This window comes from Pseudomonas sp. Z2-11 (assembly GCF_054161305.1).
This window is the reverse complement of record NZ_CP096395.1, coordinates 1,531,534-1,556,360: the sequence shown is the minus strand read 5'-3', so window position 1 is coordinate 1,556,360 and position 24,827 is coordinate 1,531,534. Positions and strand designations below refer to the sequence as shown.

At 60.1% G+C, this 24,827-nt stretch carries 25 protein-coding genes, 1 tRNA gene and 2 pseudogenes; 8 read left to right on the top strand and 20 right to left on the bottom strand.

Annotated features, from left to right (window positions below):
• Window positions 1–16: 16 nt before the first annotated feature.
• From M1E16_RS06955 to M1E16_RS06935, 5 genes are all read right to left on the bottom strand, one after another.
• The gene (locus tag M1E16_RS06955) at window positions 17–310 is read right to left on the bottom strand and encodes a YcgL domain-containing protein (RefSeq protein WP_030141193.1); all 294 of its coding nucleotides are present in this window, start codon (window positions 308–310) and stop codon (window positions 17–19) included.
• Window positions 307–1,440, bottom strand: coding sequence for a ribonuclease D (rnd, locus tag M1E16_RS06950; RefSeq protein WP_305496192.1), 1,134 nt, complete (start codon window positions 1,438–1,440; stop codon window positions 307–309). Before rnd ends, M1E16_RS06955 begins: the two co-directional genes overlap by 4 nt.
• Window positions 1,441–1,561: 121 nt before the next feature.
• A complete protein-coding gene (locus M1E16_RS06945; protein WP_434699714.1) occupies window positions 1,562–2,203 on the bottom strand; it encodes a class I SAM-dependent methyltransferase in 642 nt (213 codons plus the stop codon).
• A 72-nt stretch (window positions 2,204–2,275) separates the two neighbouring features.
• Entirely contained in the window at window positions 2,276–3,925 is a 1,650-nt protein-coding gene (locus M1E16_RS06940) for a phosphoethanolamine transferase (RefSeq protein ID WP_458129516.1), read from the bottom strand.
• A 162-nt stretch (window positions 3,926–4,087) separates the two neighbouring features.
• Window positions 4,088–5,470, bottom strand: a complete 1,383-nt coding sequence (locus M1E16_RS06935; RefSeq protein ID WP_458129515.1) for a glutamine synthetase family protein — start codon at window positions 5,468–5,470, stop codon at window positions 4,088–4,090.
• A 494-nt stretch (window positions 5,471–5,964) separates the two neighbouring features.
• Between M1E16_RS06935 and M1E16_RS06930 the strand changes: the two genes are divergently transcribed.
• Window positions 5,965–6,900, top strand: coding sequence for a LysR substrate-binding domain-containing protein (locus tag M1E16_RS06930; protein WP_458129514.1), 936 nt, complete (start codon window positions 5,965–5,967; stop codon window positions 6,898–6,900).
• 3 nt (window positions 6,901–6,903) lie between these two features.
• On the opposite strand, the gene M1E16_RS06925 is transcribed toward M1E16_RS06930, so the two are convergent.
• A complete protein-coding gene (locus tag M1E16_RS06925) occupies window positions 6,904–7,269 on the bottom strand; it encodes a 5-carboxymethyl-2-hydroxymuconate Delta-isomerase (protein WP_305496197.1) in 366 nt (121 codons plus the stop codon).
• Between the two features lie 71 nt (window positions 7,270–7,340).
• The gene (locus M1E16_RS06920; RefSeq protein WP_458129513.1) at window positions 7,341–8,276 is read right to left on the bottom strand and encodes a LysR substrate-binding domain-containing protein; all 936 of its coding nucleotides are present in this window, start codon (window positions 8,274–8,276) and stop codon (window positions 7,341–7,343) included.
• A 164-nt stretch (window positions 8,277–8,440) separates the two neighbouring features.
• Between M1E16_RS06920 and M1E16_RS06915 the strand changes: the two genes are divergently transcribed.
• The 3 genes from M1E16_RS06915 (at window position 8,441) to M1E16_RS06905 (ending at window position 10,031) form a co-directional block, all read left to right on the top strand.
• A complete protein-coding gene (locus M1E16_RS06915; protein ID WP_305496199.1) occupies window positions 8,441–8,632 on the top strand; it encodes a YegP family protein in 192 nt (63 codons plus the stop codon).
• Window positions 8,633–8,755: 123 nt separating this feature from the next.
• Window positions 8,756–9,562 (top strand): AraC family transcriptional regulator, encoded by an 807-nt coding sequence (locus M1E16_RS06910; RefSeq protein ID WP_434569480.1) that lies wholly within the window; start codon window positions 8,756–8,758, stop codon window positions 9,560–9,562.
• Window positions 9,563–9,662: 100 nt separating this feature from the next.
• Window positions 9,663–10,031, top strand: a complete 369-nt coding sequence (locus M1E16_RS06905; protein WP_458129512.1) for a cupin domain-containing protein — start codon at window positions 9,663–9,665, stop codon at window positions 10,029–10,031.
• Window positions 10,032–10,042: 11 nt separating this feature from the next.
• Here the strand turns inward: M1E16_RS06905 and M1E16_RS06900 are convergent, their stop codons facing one another.
• The 3 genes and pseudogenes from M1E16_RS06900 to M1E16_RS06890 all read right to left on the bottom strand — a co-directional run.
• A complete protein-coding gene (locus M1E16_RS06900; RefSeq protein ID WP_458129511.1) occupies window positions 10,043–10,789 on the bottom strand; it encodes a phytanoyl-CoA dioxygenase family protein in 747 nt (248 codons plus the stop codon).
• A 13-nt stretch (window positions 10,790–10,802) separates the two neighbouring features.
• Window positions 10,803–11,582, bottom strand: a complete 780-nt coding sequence (locus M1E16_RS06895) for a methyl-accepting chemotaxis protein (protein ID WP_458130287.1) — start codon at window positions 11,580–11,582, stop codon at window positions 10,803–10,805.
• Between the two features lie 78 nt (window positions 11,583–11,660).
• Window positions 11,661–12,437, bottom strand: a pseudogene (locus tag M1E16_RS06890) (MCP four helix bundle domain-containing protein); the annotation flags it as partial.
• A 340-nt stretch (window positions 12,438–12,777) separates the two neighbouring features.
• Between M1E16_RS06890 and M1E16_RS06885 the strand changes: the two are divergent.
• Window positions 12,778–12,879, top strand: a pseudogene (locus M1E16_RS06885) (short-chain dehydrogenase); the annotation flags it as partial.
• Window positions 12,880–13,505: 626 nt separating this feature from the next.
• Here the strand turns inward: M1E16_RS06885 and M1E16_RS06880 are convergent.
• From M1E16_RS06880 to dapA, 5 genes are all read right to left on the bottom strand, one after another.
• Window positions 13,506–13,595, bottom strand: a tRNA-Ser gene (locus M1E16_RS06880).
• A gap of 83 nt (window positions 13,596–13,678) precedes the next feature.
• Window positions 13,679–14,392 (bottom strand): phosphoribosylaminoimidazolesuccinocarboxamide synthase, encoded by a 714-nt coding sequence (gene purC / locus M1E16_RS06875; protein ID WP_025212375.1) that lies wholly within the window; start codon window positions 14,390–14,392, stop codon window positions 13,679–13,681.
• A gap of 28 nt (window positions 14,393–14,420) precedes the next feature.
• On the bottom strand, window positions 14,421–15,179 hold the full coding sequence (locus M1E16_RS06870; protein ID WP_305496207.1) for an MBL fold metallo-hydrolase: 759 nt from the start codon (window positions 15,177–15,179) through the stop codon (window positions 14,421–14,423).
• Window positions 15,180–15,183: 4 nt separating this feature from the next.
• Window positions 15,184–16,299 carry an outer membrane protein assembly factor BamC gene (bamC, locus tag M1E16_RS06865; RefSeq protein ID WP_434673758.1) on the bottom strand — a complete coding sequence of 372 codons (1,116 nt, stop codon included), beginning with the start codon at window positions 16,297–16,299 and terminating at the stop codon, window positions 15,184–15,186.
• Between the two features lie 17 nt (window positions 16,300–16,316).
• Window positions 16,317–17,195, bottom strand: coding sequence for a 4-hydroxy-tetrahydrodipicolinate synthase (gene dapA / locus M1E16_RS06860; RefSeq protein ID WP_434603051.1), 879 nt, complete (start codon window positions 17,193–17,195; stop codon window positions 16,317–16,319).
• Window positions 17,196–17,511: 316 nt separating this feature from the next.
• Here dapA and M1E16_RS06855 point away from each other — a divergent pair, with 316 nt between their 5' ends.
• Both M1E16_RS06855 and M1E16_RS06850 read left to right on the top strand, forming a co-directional pair.
• Window positions 17,512–18,072, top strand: coding sequence for a glycine cleavage system transcriptional repressor (locus M1E16_RS06855; protein ID WP_003184325.1), 561 nt, complete (start codon window positions 17,512–17,514; stop codon window positions 18,070–18,072).
• A 10-nt stretch (window positions 18,073–18,082) separates the two neighbouring features.
• Window positions 18,083–18,556, top strand: coding sequence for a peroxiredoxin (locus M1E16_RS06850; protein WP_434653354.1), 474 nt, complete (start codon window positions 18,083–18,085; stop codon window positions 18,554–18,556).
• Window positions 18,557–18,687: 131 nt separating this feature from the next.
• Here M1E16_RS06850 and M1E16_RS06845 read toward each other — a convergent pair whose 3' ends face one another.
• Window positions 18,688–19,758: an AI-2E family transporter gene (locus M1E16_RS06845; protein WP_305496211.1), complete on the bottom strand. Its 1,071-nt coding sequence runs from the start codon at window positions 19,756–19,758 to the stop codon at window positions 18,688–18,690.
• 29 nt (window positions 19,759–19,787) lie between these two features.
• Complete coding sequence (locus M1E16_RS06840; protein WP_025212368.1) at window positions 19,788–20,027, bottom strand: sulfurtransferase TusA family protein; 240 nt, start codon at window positions 20,025–20,027, stop codon at window positions 19,788–19,790.
• 98 nt (window positions 20,028–20,125) lie between these two features.
• Between M1E16_RS06840 and M1E16_RS06835 the strand changes: the two genes are divergently transcribed.
• Window positions 20,126–21,559: a M48 family metalloprotease gene (locus tag M1E16_RS06835; RefSeq protein ID WP_434569488.1), complete on the top strand. Its 1,434-nt coding sequence runs from the start codon at window positions 20,126–20,128 to the stop codon at window positions 21,557–21,559.
• A gap of 65 nt (window positions 21,560–21,624) precedes the next feature.
• On the opposite strand, the gene M1E16_RS06830 is transcribed toward M1E16_RS06835, so the two are convergent.
• The 3 genes from M1E16_RS06830 to M1E16_RS06820 all read right to left on the bottom strand — a co-directional run bounded on the left by M1E16_RS06830 (window position 21,625) and on the right by M1E16_RS06820 (window position 24,823).
• Window positions 21,625–23,052 carry a DegQ family serine endoprotease gene (locus M1E16_RS06830; protein WP_458129510.1) on the bottom strand — a complete coding sequence of 476 codons (1,428 nt, stop codon included), beginning with the start codon at window positions 23,050–23,052 and terminating at the stop codon, window positions 21,625–21,627.
• A gap of 227 nt (window positions 23,053–23,279) precedes the next feature.
• Window positions 23,280–24,227: a MucB/RseB C-terminal domain-containing protein gene (locus tag M1E16_RS06825; RefSeq protein ID WP_434569490.1), complete on the bottom strand. Its 948-nt coding sequence runs from the start codon at window positions 24,225–24,227 to the stop codon at window positions 23,280–23,282.
• 8 nt (window positions 24,228–24,235) lie between these two features.
• Entirely contained in the window at window positions 24,236–24,823 is a 588-nt protein-coding gene (locus M1E16_RS06820) for a sigma-E factor negative regulatory protein (RefSeq protein WP_305496216.1), read from the bottom strand.
• Window positions 24,824–24,827: the final 4 nt, after the last annotated feature.

Genomic DNA, 24,827 nt, shown 5'->3' with positions numbered 1-24,827 from the left:
CGGACGCCCAAGGCAATCAGACCGGGTCGTTGCGGCGCAACAACTCTTCGGGCAAATGCTCGATGTATTCGTCCTCCGCCGGTGGCATCTGCAGGTGATAACCCTGGGTATCGAGGTTCTCAAGCACCTTGTTGATGTCTTCGCGGGACAATTGCCGCTCTGGACTCAGAACCAGGTCGAAGGCATGGATCGCCTTGCCGAAGGCCGCCATCAATGGCTCAGGCACACGGGCCAATGCCTCGCTCTTGAGCACATACAGGTACATCTCGTTTTTCTTCGAGCTTCGGTAGATGGAGCAGATACGTTTCAAGGCTGTTCTCCGGCGGTGGCCAGGCTGTCGAGCAGCGCCTGGCCCATCAACTCGCGGCGCCAGCCACGCAACGAATCGGGCAGTTGGTAAGGTCCCTCGGGGTAGCCGCTCTTGATCAGGGCTTCGAGGGTTTTCTTGCGAAGCATCAATTCAGGAGCAATGCCCAGGCGCTCGGCTTCAGCCTGGCCCAGCGCCTTGAGGCGCTTGAGCAGCGCCGCGGCCTCGATGGGCAGCGGCTCGGCCACGGCGGGCGGCCATTGTTCGGGCGGCACGCTGCCGGCACGCTTGATCAGGTCCAGCAGGAATTCGCCGTCCTGACGCACCGTGCGCGGGTGCATGTCTTCTATTTTTGCCAGCGCGCCGAGGTTATCCGGTTGCGTGCGGGCCAGGGGCCACAGCGAATGCTCGCGGAGGATGCGGTTACGTGGCAGGTCACGGGCTCGCGCCTCGCGTTCGCGCCAGGCGTAAAGCTCGCGCAGCACGGCCAGTTGCGCACGGGAGAGTTTCCAGGCCAGCTTGGCGTCGCGGTAGACCTCATACGGGTCGATTTCACGTCGCAGGTTGGCCACCAGCTCGGCGCCATCCTCCAATACCCAGGCGTACTTTTCATCGGAAAGCTTCGGGCGCAACTCGACGAAAACTTCCGCCAGGTGCACGGCATCCTCGGCGGCGTAGCTGATCTGCGTCTCGGAAAGGGGCCGCTGCAACCAGTCGGAACGGGTCTCGCCCTTGGGCAACTCGATACCCAGCACTTCCTGCACCAGCCGCGAGTAACCCATCGAAAAGCCCAGGTTCAGGTAAGCGGCGGCCAGCTGGGTGTCGAACAGCGGCGCGGGCAGGCTGCCCGTCAGGCGCAGCAAGACTTCCAGATCCTCGCTGCAGGCATGCAACACCTTGAGCACAGCCGGGTTCTCCAGCAGCGCAGCCAAGGGTTGCCAGTCATCAATGGTCAATGGGTCGATCAGGTAGGCGCTTTTACCGTCACCGATCTGCAGCAAGCCGGCGATGGGATAAAAGGTGTCGACCCGCATGAATTCGGTGTCGAGGGCGACGAATGGCAACTGTTGCCATTCGGCGCAAAACCGACCGAGGCTATCGTTGTCGCGAATCCAGTGAATATCGATGGCCACACGGCTCTCCCTTGAAGAATGGCGCGCAGTATATATCGCCGTCGGCGATTGCGAGCATCTACGGAGCAAGAGCTTTAGAGAAATCGCCTGCGCAAACGCAAGAATAGTCCTACATCAGCGGTTAACTGGTCTTACGTAATACATAAACTCGCTTCAAGGCGAAACCGGGCAGGAAATCCTGATACCACTGCACGCTGAAACCGGCCTCGATAAACTCGGCTTCGACCCGGGCCCGGTCGACCAGGCGCCTGGGTGGCGGCTGGCCGGTTCTCAGCCGGCCCTCGATCTGGACCGACACGATCACTGTGTCGCGGCTGACCCGATGGAATTCGCGCAGCAACGCCAGGCGATGCTCGCTGGCCTGGATATGCAGAAACAGTTGCAGACAAAAAATACAGTCCACCGCGTTCGCGGATAGCCCGAGGGTGAACGCGGAACTCGGGAAGGTCCTGACCCGCTCAAGCAACGCTTGCTCGTGGTGGGCGAGCGCGTGATCAAGCATTTGCGGCGACGGGTCCGCCGCCAGGATCACCCGGTTGGCATGTTCGGCCAGCACCGGCCAGAAGCGCCCTGCCCCGCACGCCACATCCAGCACCAGGCCGGGCTCGCCGGCGGCCTTCAGAGCGTTGCGCACCAACTGCTCGTCACGCCAGAACACCAGGCGCAACCGCCGAGGCGCCGGTTGATGGCAGGTTTGCGCATGCTCCTGCTCGTGCTGTCGGGTGAATTCAAGCTCGACGGTGGATGGGGATTGCCCGGGCATACTCACAGCTCAGTAAAAATAAGTGAGCAACAGCTTAAACAGTGCCGCGTGAAAAAAAGGTGTAGGAAACTTCTACTCACGGGCCAGCACGCCGTCGATGACTGCGCCGCGACAACCGGCAAACATGTCCAGCTCCTGGTTGTAGACCTTGCTGTTGACCTCCAGCAGCCCGAGCATCGAATGAAACAGGTTGTCCTGGCTGAGGGGTTTGTCCCGACTCAGTTGCAGGCAATGCGTATCGACCGAGAAGGCTTTCTGATAACCGTCGGAGAACCAGGCCAGCATCGCCACATGTTTCTGTTGCTCCGGAGCGAGCATATAAGGCGTGCCATGGAGGAATAGGTTGTATTCGCCAAGCGACTCGCCATGGTCCGACAGGTACAGCATGGCCGTGTCGACCTTGTCCTGATTTATCCGCAGCAGGTCAATCAGGGTCGACAGCACGTGGTCGGTGTATACCAGCGTATTGTCGTAGCCGTTGACGATGCTTTCGCGGCTGCAATTATTCAACGCGTTGCTTTCACACACCGGGGTGAAATGCTCGTGCGCCTTGGGATAACGCTTGAAGTATTCCGGTCCGTGGCTGCCCATCTGGTGCAACACCAGCACGGTGTCCTTGTCGAGGGTATCGATGAACTGCTGCAGGCCCTGGAGCAGGATTTCATCGCGGCATTCACTGTTGGCACACAGGGCCGGGTCCTTGAGATTACTGACGTCCTGCACCGCAACCCGATCACAGGTGCCTTTGCAGCCGGACTGGTTGTCGCGCCAGATCACTTCCAGTCCGGCGCGCTTGAGCACATCCAGCAGGCCCTCTTCGTTCTTGGCCTTGCTCGCGTCGTAGTTCTTGCGGCCCATGTTGGAAAACATGCACGGCACCGACACGGCGGTCTCGGTGCCGCAGGAATGCACGTCGGTAAAGGCAATCAGGCCGGCCTCTTTATCCAACTGCGGCGTGGTATCGCGGTGATAGCCGAGAATGCCGAAGTTCTCCGCACGCGCGCTCTCGCCCACCACCAGCACCGTCAGGGATTTGCGCCCATGGGTTTGCCAGGCCGGGTTGCGCTGCGCATCCTCGCCCAATGTAATGAACGGCTGCTTGGCCGAGGCGACCTGCTCGCGCAAGTAGCCGATCGAGGCGCCGATGTAGTTGCTCGGCACCACCATCAGATGCAACTCGTGATGATTGCGAAACAGCGAAGACAACCCTTGGTAATTGATCAAGGCAACCCCGCCCAACAGCGCAGCCGAGACGACGCCGACGAGCAACTTGCTTAACAACTCCCTGGGCCAGCGACGATAACTTATCGGGGTCTTGAACAATAACCATGCAGGCAGTACACCTAACAGTAAAAGGTAGCCAAACAACTTTAACGACAACAGGTCACGCACTTCCGTGGCATTGGTTTCGGCAAAGTTACGCAACATGCCGGCATCAATCAAAACACCGTATTGGGCCATGAAATAAGCGACCCCGGCGCTGATCATGAACAACAGCATCAACAACGGCTTGAGCAGCGGACGGAACGCCACCAGTGTCAGCACCAGGTTGAACGCGCAGAACACCATCACGGCAAACGCGATGCACAGCAACACACCGTGTCCGTCCGCCGCCGTGATGGCGAGCAGGTGCTCCCAGAGAATGGCGTTGAAGCCCACTAACAAAAAGGCACTGGCGACCAGCGTCACCCACTCGGGGCGCACGGCTTTAATAGTCAGCATGAGGGTTGGAGACTTCCTGAAAGTTGCTCTTTAAAAAGACCTGCCGTAGGCAAATGTGAAAAATTCATTTGCTACGGCAACACAAACTTTAGGCAGTCCATCATCAATTTTTCGTGAAAAAGTTGCTGTTAAATAATTTTTCAACAGCCATTTCAAAACACTTCAGGCCTGGTTCAGGTACCAACGCCAATCCTGCTCGCCGACTTCGCCCATGAACTGGCGATATTCGGCGCGCTTGACCGCCAGGTAGACGCCAAGGAATTCATCCCCCAACGCGTCCCGCGCCCATGTCGAAGATTCAAGGGCACGTAAGGTGGTCAGCCAGTCGGTGGGCAACAATTGGCTCGCCTGGGCGTATCCGTTGCCCTCGACAGGCGCTCCGGGATCGCTCTGTTCGCGTATGCCCCGATGGATACCGGCCAGGATCGCCGCTGCGGCCAGGTACGGATTGGCATCGGCACCGCAGATACGGTGTTCAATGTGCCGAGAAAAGGCCGGGCCACCCGGGACTCTCAGGCTGACGGTGCGGTTGTCCACGCCCCAGGTCGCAGCCAGCGGCGCGTAGCTGTGGCTTTGGAAACGGCGGTAGGAATTGGCATTAGGGCAAAACAACAGCAGCGAATCGAGCAAGGTCGCGAGCATTCCGCCCACCGCATGACGCAGCAACGGCGTGCCGTCGGCAGCTTCGCTGGCAAACAGGTTATTGCCCTCCCGGTCGGCGAGACTGACATGCATGTGCATGCCGGAACCCGCCAGGTGATCGAACGGTTTGGCCATGAAACAGGCCGCCATGCCGTGCTGGTGCGCCACGCCCTTGACCAGCCGTTTGTAGCGCACTGCGTCATCCATGGCTTGCAGGGCATCGGTGCGGTGTTCAAGGGTGATCTCGACCTGCCCCGGCGCGTATTCGGAAATGGCCGTACGGGCCGGGATCCCCTGCAGCTTGCAGGCTGCATAAAGATCGGCGAGGAAGGGCTCGATCTGCTCCAGCTCACGCAAACCATAGACCTGGGTGGAACGCGGCCTGCTCCCATCTGCGTCCCGCGCCGGTTGCGGCCGCCCCTCGCTGTCCCGTTGCGCATCCAGCAGGTAGAACTCCAGCTCCGCCGCCATCACCGGGTAATAACCCTGCGCCTGCAAGGCTTCGATCACCCGACTGAGCAGATAGCGCGGATCGGCGATGGCCGCCGGCATGCCCTCCCTGGGATGCATGCCGACTTGCACGGCGGCAGTAGGAATCCGCCGCCACGGCATGCGCTGCAAGCTGCCGCTGATGGGGTAGGCACGACAATCGATATCACCGACGTCCCAGACCAGGCCAGAGTTCTCAACATCGTCGCCATTGAGCGTCAGCCCGAGGATCGTGCTCGGCAGTGGCCGGCCACTCTGGTAGACCGCAAGCAGTTCGTCCCGATGCAGCCACTTGCCCCGAGGCACACCGTTGTTATCCACGATAAACAACTCGAACAGCTCGATATCCGGATTCTGTGCCAGGAACGCCTGGGCTTGCTGCACGGAGGCAAAAGAAGATTCGACAAGACTCATGGGAACGCTCGTATTTTCGTGTCGGACGGGCGATCAGGCACCGTCATCCTGTGCTCGCTATCAACGAGCACGGTTCAAGGAATCAACAGGAAATACGGCCATCCGGAGGACGTGCGTGGCGACAATGCCAGAGGGCCCAGAACGCCAGTTCGCAGGGCAGCGCAAAGGATGCTGGAGGCACGGCAGGCGGTTGGGCGCCGACCAGGACGATGGCGGCGCACGGCGGGTATTGAAATGCGACAGGCCAACCGTCCATAGGAGCATCACGGAAAAACATTCGACAAGAGCCTCCCATGACGCCAGGAGCCGTTAAACCAGGATTTGATGGAGTCTGCGTTGGCGTCGGCTAAACAATCGTCTTCGCCATGCCGGCTGAACACCGTCTTGCCAGCGGGAAAAGCAGCGGTCGGCATTCTCTGCACACGCTCGTTCCGTTAGGATCAAAACCTGTTTGCGCACGCCCCGCGCAAGGAGCACAGCGAGAGACAGAACGGATGCTGAACAGCAACACCCTCAGAAAGCTCGACATGCAGGACCTCATGGTGTTCAGCGCCGTATTCGAGCAAGGCAGCGTCACCGGTGTGGCGGAAATCCTCTGCGTCAGCCAGTCAACGGTCAGCTACAGCCTGAAAAAGTTGCGGGCCTGCTTTGACGACGAACTGTTCATCAACACCCGGACCGGCATGCGCCCCACCTTCAAGGCCGAAGGCATGCACGAGCATGTGCGCAGCATCTTGCAAAGCATCAACCTCTGTCATGCCGGCACGCCGGCCTTCGATCCGACCCGGCAGGCCGTGACCTTCGAGATTTGCGCACCGGAATACTTTGAACAGCTGCTCCTGCCACAACTGCTGCAAGGCTTCGATCTTGCAGACCTGCCCGTCGTGGTGAACGTGCACAAGCTCGGAGCCGATATTCCCGTTGATGACTTGCGTGACGGCAGCCTGGACCTGGTGATTTGTTTCGGCCCCCATTTCCACAGCAGGCATGCCGATCTCAAGACCCAACGCCTGCTGGAAGAAGAACTGGTCTGCGTGATAGACAAACGGTCGGCTCCGCTGGAATCGCCGTTGAGCATCGAAGCGTTCGTACAGCGTCGACACGTTTTTCCCACGCCTTGGGCGTCGCCCACCAACATGGTCGACGGCTGGCTGACGCGGCAGGCTCGGCAACGGCAGATCGCCGCACGTGCCAACAGTTACGGCGCGGCGTTGAAGATGATCACCGGTACCGATTTCCTCCTGACCCTGCCCCGTCGCATCCAGCAATTGCTGGCCAGCGCAGCGACATTCCAGCACTGCCCGGCGCCGGCGGGCTTGCCGGGATTTACCCTGGACATGCAATGGAGCCTTGCGGCCGATCAGGACAGCGCCAACGCCTGGCTGCGTGAACAGATCGTCAAGGCCTGTCCCGGGCAAGACCTCGCTTGAACCTCAAAGACCGATGGCGGCCTTGGCGTAGGGGCCGCGGTCGATATCGAGGACTTCCACGCACAGTTGCACGCTGACGCCGACGGGCCATGGGCCAAGATCCTGGATTACCGCCAGCAGGCTATCGGCCAGCTGCTTCTTGATTTCCGGCGAACGGCCGCTCAGCAAAGCCAGTTTCACATGCACGAACCCACGCTCCCCCATGCCGGTGCCGACGCGAAACGTATCGATTTTCACGGCCCGGCTCTTGATGTCGAACTCGGCGGCGAACTGACCGGATGCCACCAGTGCGTTGTTCATGCGCAACAGCGCGACGTCGGCGTTCAGCTCGGTCAGGTTGGCGGTGTACTCCATGTGCAAGTGAGGCATGTGTTCGACTCCGTTTCGAAAAGATGATGTTGGGATGACAGTCGGCGCAACCATACCTCGACTTTGCAGTTTCAGGCAGGTTTTGTTTCGTCCAGCACGCCGGCGCGCTCGCTCATGAAAGCCTCCAGGCGGGACCGCAACCAGCGTTCGGCCGGGTCATTGTCGACATGGCTCAGCCAGACCATGGAGAGGTCCAGGGTCGGTGTCTGGAAGGGAAAGGGTTCGCAGAACACCTGGCCGGAAGCGGCCATGGCGGTGGCAGTGTAGTCCGGCAGGCTGGCGATCAGGTCAGTGCCAGCCAGCAACGCCGGCAGCGCGCTGTACTGCGGCACCGACAGCACTACCTGGCGCTTGCGACCGATCTCGGCCAGCCATTCGTCAGCAAACCCGGCGATGTTGGCGGTATGGGAAACCAGCACGTGGGGCCGCGAACAGTATTCATCCAGGGTCAGCGGGGTATCCGAGGCATCGGCGCGCAACACGCAGGGCTGGATATGTCGCAACAGCTTGCGCTTGGCATTGGCCGGCAGCCCACGGGTCTGGCTGATGCCGACAGTGATATCGCCCGAGGCCAGCAAATCGGGGATACGCCAGTAATCGACATGCTGGACCACGAACACGATCTGCGGCGCCTCTTGCCGCAAGCTGCGCAACAGCGGCGGCAAGAGGCCGAACTCGACATCGTCGGACAGCCCGATGCGAAACGTCATGGCACTGCTGGAGGGATCGAAATCATGGGTCAGGCTCAAGGCAACCGACAGCGAATCCAGTGCCGGCGACAGGTGCTGGATGATTTCCTCGGCCCGCGCGGTGGGCTCCATGCGATGCCCGACCCGAATGAACAACGGGTCATTGAACAGCGTGCGCAAGCGATTCAGGGCCGAGCTGATGGTTGGCTGGCCGAGGAACAGCTTTTCCGCCGCCCGTGTCACGTTGCGCTCAAGCATCAGCGTTTCGAAAACCACCATCAGGTTGATATCGGCCTTGCGCAATTCGTTGCGGTTCATCCATTGCTCCTGGTTCCGGTCGGATCAAGCAAGCGCTGCAATTTGCGGAAATATCTCACAATCATTGGAAACGTATTCCCATTAGCGAAAAATTCCAGCTTGGCTAGGCTTGCCAGGACATGTTCAAGCATGTCCTGAATCCGTTAATCGCATGGAGCGAACCGATGTACTTTGAAATCTATCGACAGACCCGAGGGACCCCGACCACAGGACAAGGCCAATGGCGCTGGCGCCTGCGAGCCGGCAACCACGAAACCATCGCCAGCGGTGAATCCTACGTGAACAAGGCGGACTGCCTTCACGTCATCGGATTGATCAAAACCGCCCAATGCGAGACGCCTGTAAAGGAAATCTGAAGCCGTCCATTCGTATCACTCGAAGCTGCTCGATGAGCAGCTTTCCCTTAACTACAAGCCGCCGCTGTGATGGGTCGTGCCGGACAGGTATCGTATGCAGACAAAAGCGAGAGCCGACCTTCCATGACCCAACCTGGTAACCGTCGCGACTGGCTGCTGCGCGCGCCTGAATCGAAGAAGCTCGAGCGCATCGAAGCCTACTTCAGTGGGCACGGCTATAGCACCCACCGGCATGACACCTATGCCATCGGGTTCACGCTCGCCGGGGTCCAGAGCTTCAACTACCGGCAGAGCAAACGTCATAGCCAGCCCGGCGGAACCATCGTGCTGCACCCGGACGAAGTCCATGACGGCGAGGCGGGGACAAGCGATGGTTTTCATTATCGAATGTCCTACATCGAACCGTCATTGATCCAGCAGGTATTGGGGGGCCGGCCATTGCCTTTCATCGAAGGCGGGTTGTCGAACGATCCCCGGCTCAACGTTGCGACTCGCAGGCTCTTGGGCAGTCTCGGGCATCACCTCGATCCGCTGGAGGAAGACGATGCCCTCTACGACGTGGCCCAGGCACTGGCTGACGCGGCAGGTAACCAACGCGGACGCCGACTGCTTGACTACCCGGCAGCGGAGCGCGCGCGCCTGTTCATTCATGATGCCCTTGATCAGGCCATTACCCTGGATGATCTCGTGCAGGCCAGTGGCCGGGACCGATGGAGCCTGTCCCGGGACTTTCGCGCCCTGTACGGCACCAGCCCCTATCGCTACATCACCCAGCGTCGACTGAATGAAGCCCGTCGTCTGGTGCTGCATGGCATGCCACTGAGCGAAGCCGCATTGGCCTGCGGCTTTTTCGACCAGAGCCACATGACCCGGCTGCACACCCAGGCCTTTGGCATTTCACCGGCACGCTGGCTGAAAATGCTGCGCTAGCGGCACCCACCGCATAGCGCGAAAAGCTGCACGATCATCCAATACCCCCGCAATTTCCAGCGCTAAGGTGATGCTCATCAACCACAGAGGAGCACGCCAGATGACTCGATATTCCCCCATCAATTTCGCGCAGAAATACGCGCTGTTCCATGACCAGTGGGCGCCGAAAGTCGTGGCTGAGATGAACGACTACCAGTTCAAGATCGTCCGCCTCGAAGGCGATTTCATCTGGCACACCCACGCCGACACGGATGAAACCTTCATCGTGCTGGACGGCGAACTTCGTATCGACTTTCGCGATGGCGCGGTGCTGATCGGCCCGGGCGAGATGTATGTCGTCAAGCAAGGCGTCGAGCACAAGCCCAGTGCCGCGCAGGAAGTGAAACTGTTGCTGATCGAACCGCGGGGAGTCATCAACACCGGCGAACAAGTGAATGCGCGAACCGCGATCAATGACGTCTGGATCTGACCGAGCCAGGCTCAATCGTATTCCGCCTCCTGATGGTCGCCCAACAGCCGCCGTTGGCGAGGTGTCGCGGCGGCCAGCACCGCAGGATTGAACTGCCAGTGCAGGTAAGGTGAAAACTTCTGCGCGACCATCCGCCGACCATAGTGCACTTGGAGCATGTAGCGGGTGCGGTCGGCGGTCCGGTTGTCACTGCCGGCATGCCACAACTCGCTGCGCAATATCAGCACATCACCCGCCTGGCACAGCACCGGTTTAGCCGAACGGCCCTGCCACTGGGTTTCGCCGGCCATGGGCGCCCGCCCCGCCTTGTGGCTGCCGGGAATGACCCGCGTCGGGCTCAAGTCGGCGTCGATGTCATCAAGGTAGAACTGTGCGGTGAAAACCTGCATCGGCAGTTCAAAAGAAGGCTCGGCCAACAGGCTGGGGGGCAGCTGCATCGGCAAGTAATCCAGGTGCAGCGCAGCGCCGACAAAACCGGGGTGGCAGCGCCAGGCGGTCTGCCCGATGATGTGGCAATCCTCGCCCAACGCCGCCTCGGCCAGCTCGATCACCCCGCTCACCTCCAGATACGGCAGCCAGAACGGGTCTCGATTGAAGACGCATTTGTAATGATCGATGACGCCGCTGTAGTCCCAGTGGTGGGGTTTCAGTTGGTCGATGGCCTGGCGTATTTCGGTGATTTGCGTGGCGGTCAACACACCGGGCATCAGGACAAAACCGTCCTGATGCAATGCTTGCAAAAGCTCAGCGGTGGACACGGTCGCAACCTGCTCAGGTCCGGAAACGACCGGTCAGCTCTGCCAGGTTCCTCGATAGGTTCGACAGCTGCTGGCTGGCGTGCATGCTTTGGGCGGAGTTCGCTGCCGCCTCATTGGACAGGTCACGAATATCGGAAATGTTGCGAGCGATCTCCTCGGTCACGCTGCTCTGCTCTTCACAGGCATTGGCGATCTGCGCGGCCATGTCGTTGATCCGCTGGATCGACCCGCCAGTGCCACTGAGCACCTGGTCGACACCAGCGGCGCGCTCAACGCTGTCCCGCGCCTTGCTGCTGCCGACCTGCATGGCCTGCACGGCCTTGGCGACACCACTCTGCAGGCGCTCGATGCGAACCTGGATATCCTTGGTCGAATCCTGGGTACGTGCCGCCAGCGCCCTGACTTCATCGGCCACCACCGCAAAACCACGGCCCTGTTCGCCGGCTCGCGCAGCCTCGATGGCGGCGTTCAGCGCCAGCAGGTTGGTCTGCTCGGCGATGCCACGGATCACCTCCAGCACCGCACCGATACTGGACGTTTCCTGGGCCAATGCCTCGATCGTGCCCGAGGCACTTTCCACTTCGTGAGCCAGTTGGCGGATCGACTCGATCGTGCTGCTGACCACCTCGGCGCCGTCGCGGGATTGGCTGGTGGCCTGCTGCGCGGCGTCCGAGGCGCTCACGGCGTTATGAGCAACTTCATGCACAGCGGCGCTCATCTGCGTCGCGGCGGTGCTGACCTGGTCGAGCGCCGCGTGCTCGCTGCTGATCAGCCGGTCATTCGTCGCAGCCATAGCAGCCATGGCCCGGGCTGCCGAGTCCACTTCCCCGGTTACCCGTCCGACCTCGGCAATCAGCGGCTGCAACTTGTCCAGGAACCGGTTGAACGCGCTGCCAAGCTGCCCGAGCTCATCAGCCGAACGCACTTCAAGGCGCCCCTTGAGATCGCCGCCGCCCTCTGCAATCTGCTCGACGCGGTGCAACAAACGGCGCATCGGGCTCAGCACCACGAGCGGCAAGGCAACCAGAACCAGGATGCAACCGAGCAGGCCAACCAGCAGAATAACGCCCTGCTGCACGCCGACCGCCTCGCCATTGGCGATGGCCGCATCGCCCTCGCGATGGGACGCCGCATCTTCCAGATCACCCAGCTTGTCGATTGAATCACGCATGGTTTCGAACAGGCGCTCGCTGTCACCAAAGCTCAGCGCGCTGGCGCCCTGCGGATCGCCTACCGACTGCTCGACCACCCGCCGCGAAACCTGCATCCATTTCCCGAAACTGTCATTGAACTGGCTGACCAATGCCTGAGTCTCTGCACCGGGCTGCATCGCGGCATATTTCTGCACACGGTCATAGGCCTGCTTGGCATTCTCGCCATGACTGGCACTCAGCGCTTGAATATGCTCATCCGCATGACCATCAAGCAGGCTGCGCTCGGCCACAAAGGCCTGATAAAGATCGCGGTCGGCATTGAGCAACAGGCTGATGGCCGGCAGATAGCGCTTGGTCAACTGCGTACTGGACTCGGTCACCTGACCGATGCCGCGCATGCCCGTCCACCCCATCAGCACCAGCAGCACCGCCAGGAACGCAATCGGCAGAGTGATTTTCCAACGAAAGCCAAGGTCGGCGAAGAACCGCAGCATGGTGTCACTCCTTACATGGGGGATAACCTGCCTATCGGCAGCCATGCCTTGAGCTATAGACCATTAGTCTAATTGTTACAAAGATTGGCGGTCTCGAAATGCCTTGGCTAGATAGGTTCGGAGTGGTCAGGAGCAATGGAATGGTGACGTGCGCGTGAGCTTTGTGAGGGAAATTTTCTGACATTTCATGCCCACGTAACTCAGGGAATTTTCTTACGCATTACCTTATTGATGGTTTCTACGAGTGAGCCCATAGTCATGGCGTCGTTCACAAGAGCGGCTTGGGTTTGGCGACTCAATGACAAATGGTAAGTAGGCTCTCAATCAAACGGAGTTTTAAATGAATAGATATATGGCTCTTACCAGCTATGCCGACAACCAACCTCTCTTCGTCGATACTTCTGCGCCTTTGCATATTCTGCTTGACGCGGCTGGCTACAGGCCTAGTTCAAAGGGCCCCTTACGGGTAATGTGGATCACTTAAGAAAAAATGATGTACCCGTGGCGAGGGAGCTTGCTCCCGCTCGGCTGCGAAGCAGTCGTAAACCGGCGGATGCGGTGTGTCTGATATTACGTATTGGGCAGGTTTTGGGGCCGCTTCGCGGCCCAGCGGGAGCAAGCTCCCTCGCCACGGGTTCGTCGATTGACCTAACTAATCACACTAAGCTGATCAGCATGAATACGTACACCTCGGAGGCTCCGATGGCTACCATAAAAAAGTCGAAAAAATGAGCAGAAAAGCCACTCACGAAGAGCTGACATTTCTCGACGTACGACAAACTGCACGTGGTGCTCAGAAAGTATTCGATAAATTTTTAGTCACTGGCAAGCCTTCTATTAAAAAGTAGGCCTGATTCCAGCCGTTCAAATACCGCACTTTTTGAAGAAACAAAGAACCTGGAAAAACATTGCCTCACACTTTTATAACTACACAATGTGCGGCGAGATTCCGGCCAACCTTGGCGGAGATAAAAAGCTCGATACGGTTAAAGAATCCGGATCATTCGCCTAAAAATCCCCAAACACAAAAAAGCCCCGATACGCTTAAGCGTTCGGGGCTTTTTAATATGGCGGAGAGATAGGGATTTGAACCCTAGGTACTGTCGCCAGTACAACGGATTTCGAATCCGTCCCGTTCGGCCACTCCGGCATCTCTCCAGTGGCGCGCATCATACCAGCACATTTGCCGGAAGCGAACCCCCGAGCGAAAATTTTTCCGTGCTATCAGATGCTTGCGTCGATTACAGCGGGACACCCAGGCGTTGGGCGACTTCTTCGTAGGCTTCGATTACGTCACCGAGGCCTTGGCGGAAGCGGTCCTTGTCCATCTTCTTCTTGGTGTCCTTGTCCCAGAGGCGGCAGCCGTCCGGGCTGAATTCGTCACCCAGGACGATGGAGCCGTCGCTGAACACGCCGAATTCGAGTTTGAAGTCGACCAGCAGCAGGCCGGCGTCGTCGAACAGTTTGGTCAGCACTTCGTTGACCTTGAGCGACAGTTCCTTCATACGCGCCAGTTGCTCGGCGGTGCCCCAACCGAATGCCACGACGTGGGATTCGTTGATGAACGGGTCGCCCTTGGCGTCGTCCTTCAGGAACAGCTCGAACGTGTAAGGGTTGAGCTTCATGCCCTCTTCCACGCCCAGGCGCTTGACCAGGCTGCCGGCGGCATAGTTACGCACGACGCATTCGACCGGGATCATGTCCAGCTTCTTGACCAGGCATTCGTTGTCGCCCAGCAGCTTGTCGAACTGGGTCGGCACGCCGGCGGCTTCGAGCTTTTGCATGATGAAGGCGTTGAACTTGTTGTTCACCATGCCCTTGCGGTCCAGCTGTTCGATGCGCTTACCGTCGAACGCCGAGGTGTCGTTGCGAAACAGCAGGATCAAGCGGTCAGCGTCATCGGTCTTGTAAACCGACTTGGCTTTGCCGCGGTAGAGTTCTTCACGTTTTTCCATGATGGGCTCCGCTTGCTAAGTAGATGGGCTAGGCGATATGTCGCCAGTCGAGCCCTGAATCTTGATCGGCCAGTTGCAGCCAGTCCGGGTCGCACCCGAGGGTGTCGACGAAACATTGCCGGGCCAGCTGCGGCAGGTTGTTCTTGCTGCTCAGATGGGCCAGGACCAGGTGTTGCAGGCCTTGCCAGCCCAACTCGGCCACCAGGAATGCCGCCTGGTGGTTGTTCAGATGTCCGTGCTCCCCGCCTACCCGTTGCTTCAGGAAGTAGGGATAGTACCCTCGCGCCAACATGTCGCGGCAGTGGTTGGACTCGATCATCAGTGCGTCGAGGTCCCGATAACTGTCCATCACCCTGTCGCAGTACGAGCCCAGGTCGGTGAGCAATCCGAAGCGCCGCTCGCCATCACTGAACACATACTGCGTCGGCTCGCGGGCATCGTGCGCCACGCTGACCACGCTGATGTCCAGGGCACCGATACGCAACTGCTCGCCACCGGCCACGAAACCAGCCGGCTCGATGGGCTTGCGCAGGCCACCGAACGTCCCGCGACTGAGGTAGACCGGCAGATTGTAGCGCCGAGACAGCAAACCCACGCCATGCACGTGGTCGGCATGTTCGTGGGTCACGAGTATCGCGCTCAGTTGCGCCGGATGCACACCCAGGCGCAACAGGCGCTTCTCGGTTTCCCGCAGGGAGAAACCGCAATCGACCAGCACGTAGGTGCCAGCACTGGCTATCAGCGTGCCGTTCCCCTGGCTACCGCTGCCGAGAACGGCAAAACGCATCGGATCAGCCCAGGTTGTCCTGAATCACACCCAATACCTTGCGAGCCACATCGGCTGGCGCCACGGTATTGATGTTTTTCTCGACGGTGACCTGGACGTTGTCGCCGACCTTGCTCAGGCGAACCTGGTAACGCTCGGCGCGGGCTTCGATTTCTTCCTTGTCCGGCGCACTGCCGAACAAGCTACTGAAGAAGCCAGGCTTCTCGTCTTTCTTCTCGGCTTTTTCAGCGAGGTTGATGTAGTAGAGGCCCAGGCTGCGGTTGATGTCTTCAACCCGCCATTCGCCCTGCTCCAGCGCGCGGCCAACGCTCGACCAGGCGCGGTCGAGGTCGGAGCCGACGTTGAGCACCGGGTTGCCGCTGCCGTCTTCGCTCAGGCTGACCCGGCTCGGCGTGTCGTAGTCACGGGTCGCGAGCATCGAGACCGAACCGCCCTGCTCGGCGTTACGGCTCATGCTGGCGAGCATGTCGTCGACCAGCGCGGCGTCGAGACTGCCATTGACCGAACGATTGGTGAAAGCCACGTCGGCAGTGCTGCCGGCGGGACGCTCGGCGCTGACCACGTAGATCTCACTGGTGTTGCGCTGCACGCCCGGCTCGATGCGCACGCGCACGCGGGTTTCGCTGTCGGCTGCGACACCGGCGGCGCTCAGGCGCTTGGCCATGGCCGCGGACAGTTCATCGGAGCGCTGCCAGGTGGTGGTGAACTCGCCGGTCTGCGGGCGCTGTTCGTCCAGGCGGAAACCGTTGTCCTGGAAGAACTGGATAGCCACGGGCCAGACTTCGGCCGGTGGATGCTGGCCCATGACCCAGCTCGAATCACCGCTCTTCTGCAGCGTGTAGTCGCTGGCATCGGCCACGGCCGACAGCGGCTGTGGCCGCGGTACAACGTATTCGCCCTTGACGCTGTCGTCGGCGACGTTGCGCGGGATCGGCAGCAGCGGATCCAGGCGCTTGGCAACGCTGACATCAGGTGGCAGTTGCATCGGTGCAGTCTGTTGCGCTTCGAGGTAATCGCTACCACGGTCGCGGAAATAACCATCCGGGCCCCAGATCCATCCACAGCCACTGGTGCTGGAGATAATCAAGGCAAGTGCGGAAAGGCCGGCCATTCGCTTCATGCGGTGTAGTTCCTCAATTAAACCAGGACGCCGGACTGGCGCATGGCCTGCCGCAGCTGTTCGTGACAGGTAGTGCTCAACCAGGTGAGCGGCAGGCGGATGCCTTCGTGCATCAGGCCCATTTCGACCAGGGCGAATTTCACCGGGATCGGGTTGGCTTCGATGAACAGGTCCTTGTGCAGCGGCATCAGTTTTTCGTTGATTGCCCGTGCGGTCTCGGCGTCGCCCTTGAGCGCGGCCTCGCACAGGTCGGCCATGGCGCGTGGCGCGACGTTGGCGGTGACGGAAATATTGCCCTTGCCGCCCATCAGGATCAGCTCGACAGCGGTCGGATCATCGCCGGACATGACGATGAAGTCCTCGCTCACGCCATCGAGGATGGCCTTGGCACGCGTCAGGTCGCCAGTGGCTTCCTTGATGCCGATGATGTTCGGCACGGTGGACAGGCGGATCACGGTCTCGGCCTGCATGTCGCAGGAGGTGCGGCCGGGAACGTTATAGAGGATCTGCGGGATGTCGACGGCTTCGGCGATGTGCTTGAAGTGCTGGTACAGGCCTTCCTGGGTCGGCCTGTTGTAGTACGGAACGACCAGCAGGCAGGCATCGGCCCCGGCTTCCTTGGCATTACGGGTCAGCTCGACGGCTTCGCGGGTCGAATTGGCGCCGGTACCGGCGATTACCGGAATGCGGCCATTGACCTGCTTGACCACGGCGCGGATGACTTCGATGTGCTCATTGACGTCAAGGGTGGCCGACTCGCCGGTGGTACCGACGGCGACGATGGCGTGGGTGCCGTTCTCAAGGTGGAAGTCCACGAGTTTGCTGAGGCTGGCCCAGTCAAGACGCCCTTGTGCATCCATGGGTGTGACCAGTGCCACCATACTGCCCGCAATCATGAAACCGCTCCTGCCGGAAAAAGAGAGCGGTAATGGTACTGGCGCCAAGATGCTTGTACAAGCGAACTCCCATTCCCCTTGGCGATGGTTTTCGCTACCCTTCAGGCTTTGATCGGTACCGATAAGCTCACACGCCGGTTCCCAGCCTCCGTTTTCGTCGCTACAAGCCCCGATCCTGCGTTTGTCCTGAAGCATTGGCTGATCCCGCAATGCAGCAGAAACCCGGGCAGAGGGCTTGAACCGTTCGCTTTCGCAGGGCTGCTACCGTGCCGCGCGGCACAAAGGTACCGACCGCTCATCGCTTTAGGAATGCTGCATGTCCACCCCCACAGTCCGCGAACAATTCCTTGTTATCAGTGCCCTTGGCGCAAACCCCATGGAGCTGACTAACGTCCTGTGCCGCGCCAGCCATGAAAATCGCTGCGCCGTCGTGACCTCACGCCTGACCCGTCATGGCGAATGCAGCGCCCTCGTGCTGGAGATTTCCGGCAGCTGGGACGCCCTGGCGCGCCTGGAGGGCAGCCTGCCGGTGCTGGCCAAGAAGCACGCCTTCACCGTCAACGTAGTGCGCAGCGCCGCCCTGGAAAATCGTCCCCAGGCCTTGCCTTATGTAGCTTATGTGAGTTCGGCCTACCGCCCGGACATCATCAACGAACTGTGCCAGTTCTTCATGGACCATCACGTCGAGTTGGAAAACCTGACCTGCGATACCTATCAGGCCCCGCAGACTGGCGGCACCATGCTCAACGCCACGTTCACCGTGACATTGCCGGCCGGCACCCAGATCAGCTGGCTGCGCGATCAGTTCCTGGATTTCGCCGACGCGATGAACCTGGACGCACTGATCGAACCGTGGCGCCCACAAAACCCAATGTAAGGAAGCGTTCATGGCCGTTGCCATCGACCAGCCGGTTACCGATTTCCAGGCGCCCGCCACCAGCGGGCAGACCATCAGCCTCGCCGCCCTGAAAGGCAAACAGGTGGTCATTTATTTCTATCCGAAAGACAGCACCCCCGGTTGCACCACCGAAGGCCAGGGTTTTCGCGACCACTACGCGCAATTCCAGGCCGCCAACACCGAAATATTCGGTGTATCGCGGGACAGCCTCAAGTCCCACGAGAACTTCAAGTGCAAGCAGGAGTTCCCCTTCGAGCTGATCAGCGACAAGGACGAAACGGTCTGCCAACTGTTCGACGTGATCAAGCTGAAGAAGCTGTATGGCAAGGAATACCTGGGCGTTGATCGCAGCACCTTTTTGATCGACAAGGATGGCGTGCTGCGCCAGGAGTGGCGTGGTGTGAAAGTGCCGGGGCATGTGGATGCGGTGCTGGCGGCGGCTCAGGCGCTCAACCAAGCCTGAAGATCTTTGTTGTCTGCACTGGCCTCATTCGCGAGCAGGCTCGCTCCCACACTGGATTTGTGGCGTTAATCAATCCCCTGTGGGAGCGAGCCTGCTCGCGAAGGGGCCTTAAGCCTCACCCGATTATTCAGCTACAACAACGGCGCCACCACCGGCTCCTTGCTCGGCCACGCATCCAGCACCGCCTTGAACAACGTCGCCAGGGGAATCGCAAAGAACACCCCCCAGAAGCCCCACAGCCCGCCAAACAACAACACCGCGCAGATAATCGCCACTGGATGCAGGTTCACCGCCTCGGAGAACAGCAGCGGCACCAGCACATTGCCGTCCAGCGTCTGGATGATCCCGTACACCGCCATCAGATAGATGAACTGGTCGCTCCAACCCCACTGGAACAGTGCGATCAGCGCCACCGGCACGGTCACGACCACAGTGCCGACGTAAGGCACCACCACCGAAATGCCCACCAGCAACGCGAGCAACGCGGCATAGTTGAGCCCCAGCGCCACAAAACCGATGTACGTGACGCCGCCGCAGATGAAAATCTCGATGACTTTCCCACGGATGTAGTTTGCGATCTGCCGGTTCATCTCCTGGGCCACACGGGTGATCAATGCCCGCTCGCGCGGCAGGTAGCCTCGGACCCAGCGTCCGATCATTTCCCGATCCTTGAGAAAGAAAAACACCAGGATCGGCACCAGCACCAGATAGATCATGATGTTCACCAGCAACGGCAGGCTGGACAGCGAAAACGTCAGCGCCCACTGGCCGAACTTGCCGATCTCGCCACGCACCACTTCGATGGTCTGCAGCACTTGCTCGTCCGAGACCAGGTGCGGGTAGCGTTCCGGCAGCAGCAACAACAGCGATTGCCATTTGGCGAGCATTCCCGGCAGCTCGTTGAACAGTGTCACCAACTGGTGCCAGAGCAACGGCACGATGACCACGAGGAACACCACAAGCAGCCCCATGAACAGCGCGAACACTAGCCCTACCGCCACGGAGCCAGGCAAACGCAGGCGTTCCAAGGCTGTGACCAGCCCCTGCATCAGGTACGCCAGCACCATTCCCGCCAGGACCGGCGCGAGCATCCCGCCCAGCGTCAGGACCGCCGTAAACGCCAGGAACAGCAGCACTGCCAGGACCACCGCTTCCTCATCGGAGAAGTAGCGCTGAATCCAGTCGCGTAACACTTTGAACATTAAAAATCCTTAGGAGACGCTGTCGGTTTTCAGGCTTTTTTCAGCCAGTAACGGTAGACGCCGTTATCGTCTTCTTCGCGCAGCAGCGTATGACCGGCCAAGCGGGCAAAGGTGCGAAAGTCGCGCTGGGAGCCCGCATCCGTGGCCGTCACCTTGAGCACGGCGCCACTGGCCAGGCGATTGAGTTCCAGCTTGGCCTTGAGCAACGGCAGCGGACAGTTCAGGCCACTGGCGTCCAGCTCGGCATCGTGGGCTACAGCATCGGTCATTGTTTCACTCCGCAACAGGTCGTCGAGCGGCCTAGAATATCTGGTCCCGGACCCGCTGTCCGGCTACAGTAAGGTCTTTGTCGACTAAGGCTTCGTGCATGACATTTCTGCGCCCCACCCTGCTGACGCTCGCTTGCCTGCTCGCCTCACCGGGCTTCGCCGACGACCTGCCGTCACTTGGCGATGCCAGTTCTGCCATCGTCTCGCCGGAGCAGGAGCATCAGCTGGGCCGCGCCTGGCTGGCCTTGTTGCGCAGCCAGGTCTCGCAACTCAACGATCCGCAGCTCAAGGACTATGTCGAAACCAGCGTCTACAAGCTGGTGGAAACCAGCCAGGTCAACGACCGGCGCCTGGAATTCATCCTGATCAACAGCCCCCAGCTCAACGCTTTCGCCGCGCCCGGCGGGATCGTCGGGGTCAACGGCGGCCTGTTCCTCAACGCCCAGACCGAAGGCGAATATGCTTCGGTCATGGCCCACGAACTGGCGCACTTGTCGCAACGCCATTTTGCCCGCGGCGTCGAAGCCCAACAGCGCATGCAGGTGCCGATGATGGCGGCGCTGCTGGCCGGCATCGTGATTGCCGCCGCCGGTGGCGGTGACGCCGGGATCGCCGCCATTGCCGGGACCCAGGCCGCCGCCATCCAGGAGCAACGGCGTTTCTCGCGGCAAAACGAACAGGAAGCCGACCGCATCGGCATCCAGAATCTGGAGAAGGCCGGTTACGATCCACGGTCGATGCCGACCATGTTCGAGCGCCTGATGCGCCAGTACCGGTTTGACGCCAAGCCCCCGGAGTTCCTGCTGACTCACCCGGTCACCGAATCGCGCATCGCCGACACCCGCAACCGCGCCGAACAGGCCAAGCCGGGCGGAATCGAGGACAGCATGCGTTACCAACTGATCCGCGCGCGGGTCCAGTTGACCTATGAAGAAACCCCTGGCCTGGGGGCCAAGCGCTTCCGCGCACAGCTGGACGAGAACCCGAAGAGTGACGTGGCCCGCTACGGACTGGCGATCGCCCAGATCAAGGGTGGCCAACTGAATGAAGCCCGGGAGAACCTCAAGCCATTGCTGGCCAAAGCGCCCAACGAGATCATCTACAACCTCGCCCAGGTAGACCTGGACATCACCAGCAACAAGCTGGCGGACGCTCAATCTCGCGTGGATCGACTGCTGAGCCAATATCCGGGCAACTACCCACTCAATCAGGTGCGCGTCGATCTGTTGCTCAAGCAGAATCGCCCCGCCGATGCGGAAAAGGCCCTGGAAACCCTGCTCAAGAGCCGCCCGGACGACCCGGACATCTGGTACATGGTGGCCGAAACGCGTGGCCTGTCAGGCAATATCATTGGCTTGCACCAGGCACGCGCCGAATACTTCGCGTTGGTTGGCGACTATCGCCAGGCGATCCAGCAACTGGACTTTGCCAAACGACGCGCCGGGAGCAATTTTCCTTTGTCATCGCGCATCGACGCCCGCCAGCGTGAACTCATGGAGCAGGAGCGCATGGTCAAGGACATGATGGGCTGAGCATTTACCAGGCATAAAAAAACCGCCTCGATATCGAGGCGGTTTTTTTTCAGCTGAATACCGGCTTATTCAGCCAGCTTGAAGGTAATGAAGCTTGCACGCCCCTGGCGCAGGACGCGCATCGACACCGAGCGATTCTTCGGCAACGCCTTGGCGATGTCGGTGAACTCCTTGGCCGAGCCGATGGCCTGGTTGTTCAGGTGGGTAATGATGTCGCCAGGTTGCAGGCCGATCAACGCAGCGGGACCGTCCTGTACTTCCTTGATCACCACACCACCCTGCAATTCCAGGGTTCGCTTCTGCTCATCGGTCAGCTCGGCCACCGCGACACCCAGGCGATTGCTGCTGCGCTCGACGCCGGACTTGGGCAGCGAATCCAGTTCCTTGCCTTCTTCCGGGATCGCGCCGACAGTCAACTCGACATTCTTGCGCTTGCCTTCGCGAATCACTTCCAGGCTGGCCTTGGCCCCGGCCTTGAGGGCGCCCACCAGATGCGGCAAGTCGGCGGACATGACGATCGGCTGCCCATTGAGGCTGAGAATCACATCGCCCACTTGCAAGCCGCCCTTGGCGGCCGGGCCACCTTCCTGGATCTGCGCCACCAGGGCGCCGGCAGGTTTCTCCAGGCCAAACGACTCGGCCAGGTCCTTGTTCACTTCCTGGATGACCACGCCCAGCCAGCCACGGCTGACCTTGCCCTCGCTTTTAAGCTGGTTGGATACATCCAGGGCCACGTCGATCGGAATAGCGAAGGACACCCCCATAAAACCGCCCGAACGGGTGTAAATCTGAGAGTTGATACCCACCACTTCGCCGTCGAGGTTGAACAGCGGCCCACCGGAGTTGCCCGGGTTGATCGGCACGTCGGTCTGGATGAATGGCACGTAGTTTTCGTTTGGCAGGCTACGCCCAATGGCGCTGACGATGCCCTGGGTCACGGTATGGTCGAAGCCGAACGGCGAACCGATTGCCACCACCCACTGGCCAGCTTTCAGGTTCTGCGATTTGCCGAGCTTGAGCACCGGCAGGTCCTTGCCTTCGATTTTCAGCAAGGCCACGTCCGAACGCGGGTCGGTGCCGATCAGCTTGGCCTTCAGTTCACTGCGATCTGCCAGGCGCACGAGGATCTCATCGGCGTCGGCAATCACATGGTTGTTGGTCAGGATGTAGCCGTCTGGCGAGATGATGAAGCCCGAGCCCAGGGATTGCGCTTCACGCTGACGACCACCGCCAGGCGAACGCGGCTGTGGCATCCCGCGCTCGAAGAACTCGCGCAGCATAGGCGGCAGGCCTTCCAGGTCCGGCATCTGCGGGTCCATCACCCGACGCTCCGGCAGCTTCTGCGTGGTACTGATGTTCACCACGGCAGGCGAAGCCTGTTCGACCAGTTGAGTGAAGTCCGGCAACTCGACCGCCACAGCGGGAACGGCCTGACCGAGCACCAGCACGGTGGCAAAAATGGAGAGATAGGTTTTCAAGCGTGGTATCGACATACGGCTCCCGTTACGACGAGCATGGTTAAGCGATATGGAGCAGAAATACCTGGGAACGATACGCCAGTATTTTTGTTCCGCAAACAGACAAGGCCAGAGCCGAGCGGCTCTGACCTAATAGAAAAAAACTGGTTATTTTGCAAATGAAAATGCTGACAGGAAGTTTCAGCATTTTGCTCAAGCACGCTTGCCCGCCTCTTGCGCAATCGAGCCACCCGGGCAGCGTGTTATTGGGCTGCCGCGACGTCGGAACGCATGGACAACGCGATCCGTTCCGCCGTACCGATAGGTATTTCGCCAACCACCGTCACCATCATCTCGCCCTGGGGTGTAGTAAGCCGACGCGATACCGCTGCGGTCGGGCCAAGCTGCGTGCGGGTGTCGGTGGCAGTTGCACCATTCAGCGGCTCCAGGAACACCGAGAAACGGGCCAGGCCATCGTCATACATCAAGCTACTGACCTGGATCTTGGTGTCCGGGTCCTTGTGCGCAGCGCTACTGGTCAATTCAAAGCCGGGCGGAAGCCAGTCGGAATGCCAGGCGGTTTTCACCGTGGCGGCCTTACCGGGCCCCTGCGCAACAGCCTTGCATTCGACACTGGCCTGCAGATCAGCGTCTGAAGGCTCACCGATGTTCAAGCGAGTGAATTGGAAACGTTCGAGCAACTGGCCTTTGTCACTGAGCAACAGGGACTTGAGCGGCAAGCCGGTCTCTCTGTCGAGATGCAGCTCAAAGCCATAGCGATGCTGATCCTTGGGGGTCAGGGCGACAATGACAGCCTGACGCCCAGCCACGCGCGACTTGCCGATAACGGCAAGGTCATACCAATTCTTGAGTTTCTGCGGATCGAGCGCACGTGCGGTGCCATCTGGCGTATTGCCCAGCCCGGCGATCAAGGTGCCGCTGACGCATTGAGTCTTTCCGTCAATGCGCATGACCTCCTGTGCCGAACCATCGAGCTGGAGCAGCCGCTCGCGGACTTTGCCATCCTGGACGCGATGCCAGATGTTATGGGTAGAAAAACTACCGTTACGCTCGTAAACGAAAGTGCCCTGGAAGCTTTGCTGCTGCTCGGCTTGACTCAGACGATTGAGCCAGTCCTGAGCTTCACCGGCATAGGCTGGAACAACGCACCAGCCACCTACCAGAAGCGAGAAAAGAGGTATGGCGCGCATGGTCCTCCTTAACGGTTTTCCAGACTGGCCGCACGAGCATATGGCAGCGCGCTTTCAGTACCTTTCAGCGCAGCCTGCTGGGCATGCTGACGCAGGTAATTAGGCAAACGCTGATCATGCCAGCCTGGCTGGCCTTGCAGGACGCCGTTGGCCATCGGACCGGCAGCTTCCGAACCTTCGCTGTAACCGGCCAGTACCGCCGGACCCTTGACCTGTGGTGCTGCCAGGCCAGGCTGATTGGACTGCTGCGCCATTTGCACGCCGGCAATCTCATCCTGGTTGTACAGACGCACACCTGCCAGTACAGCTACGGTAACCGAGGCAGCAACTGCCAGGCGACCCAGGCTGCGCCATGGACCGCGGGAGGCTTTTGCCGGCACGGCTTCGTCAGCCAGCGCAGCAGAAACGGCCGCAGCGATATCCAGGCGTGGAAGCAACAAGTCCTTGTGCATCACCGCCCGGGCAATCTGGTAGCGAGCCCAGGTCTCACGGGTTTCAACATCGTCAAAGGCATTTAATACCCGACGCAATTCCAATTCGTCCGCTTCGTTATCCATCACTGCGGACAGCGATTCCTGCAGGGCTTCACGACTCATGGCG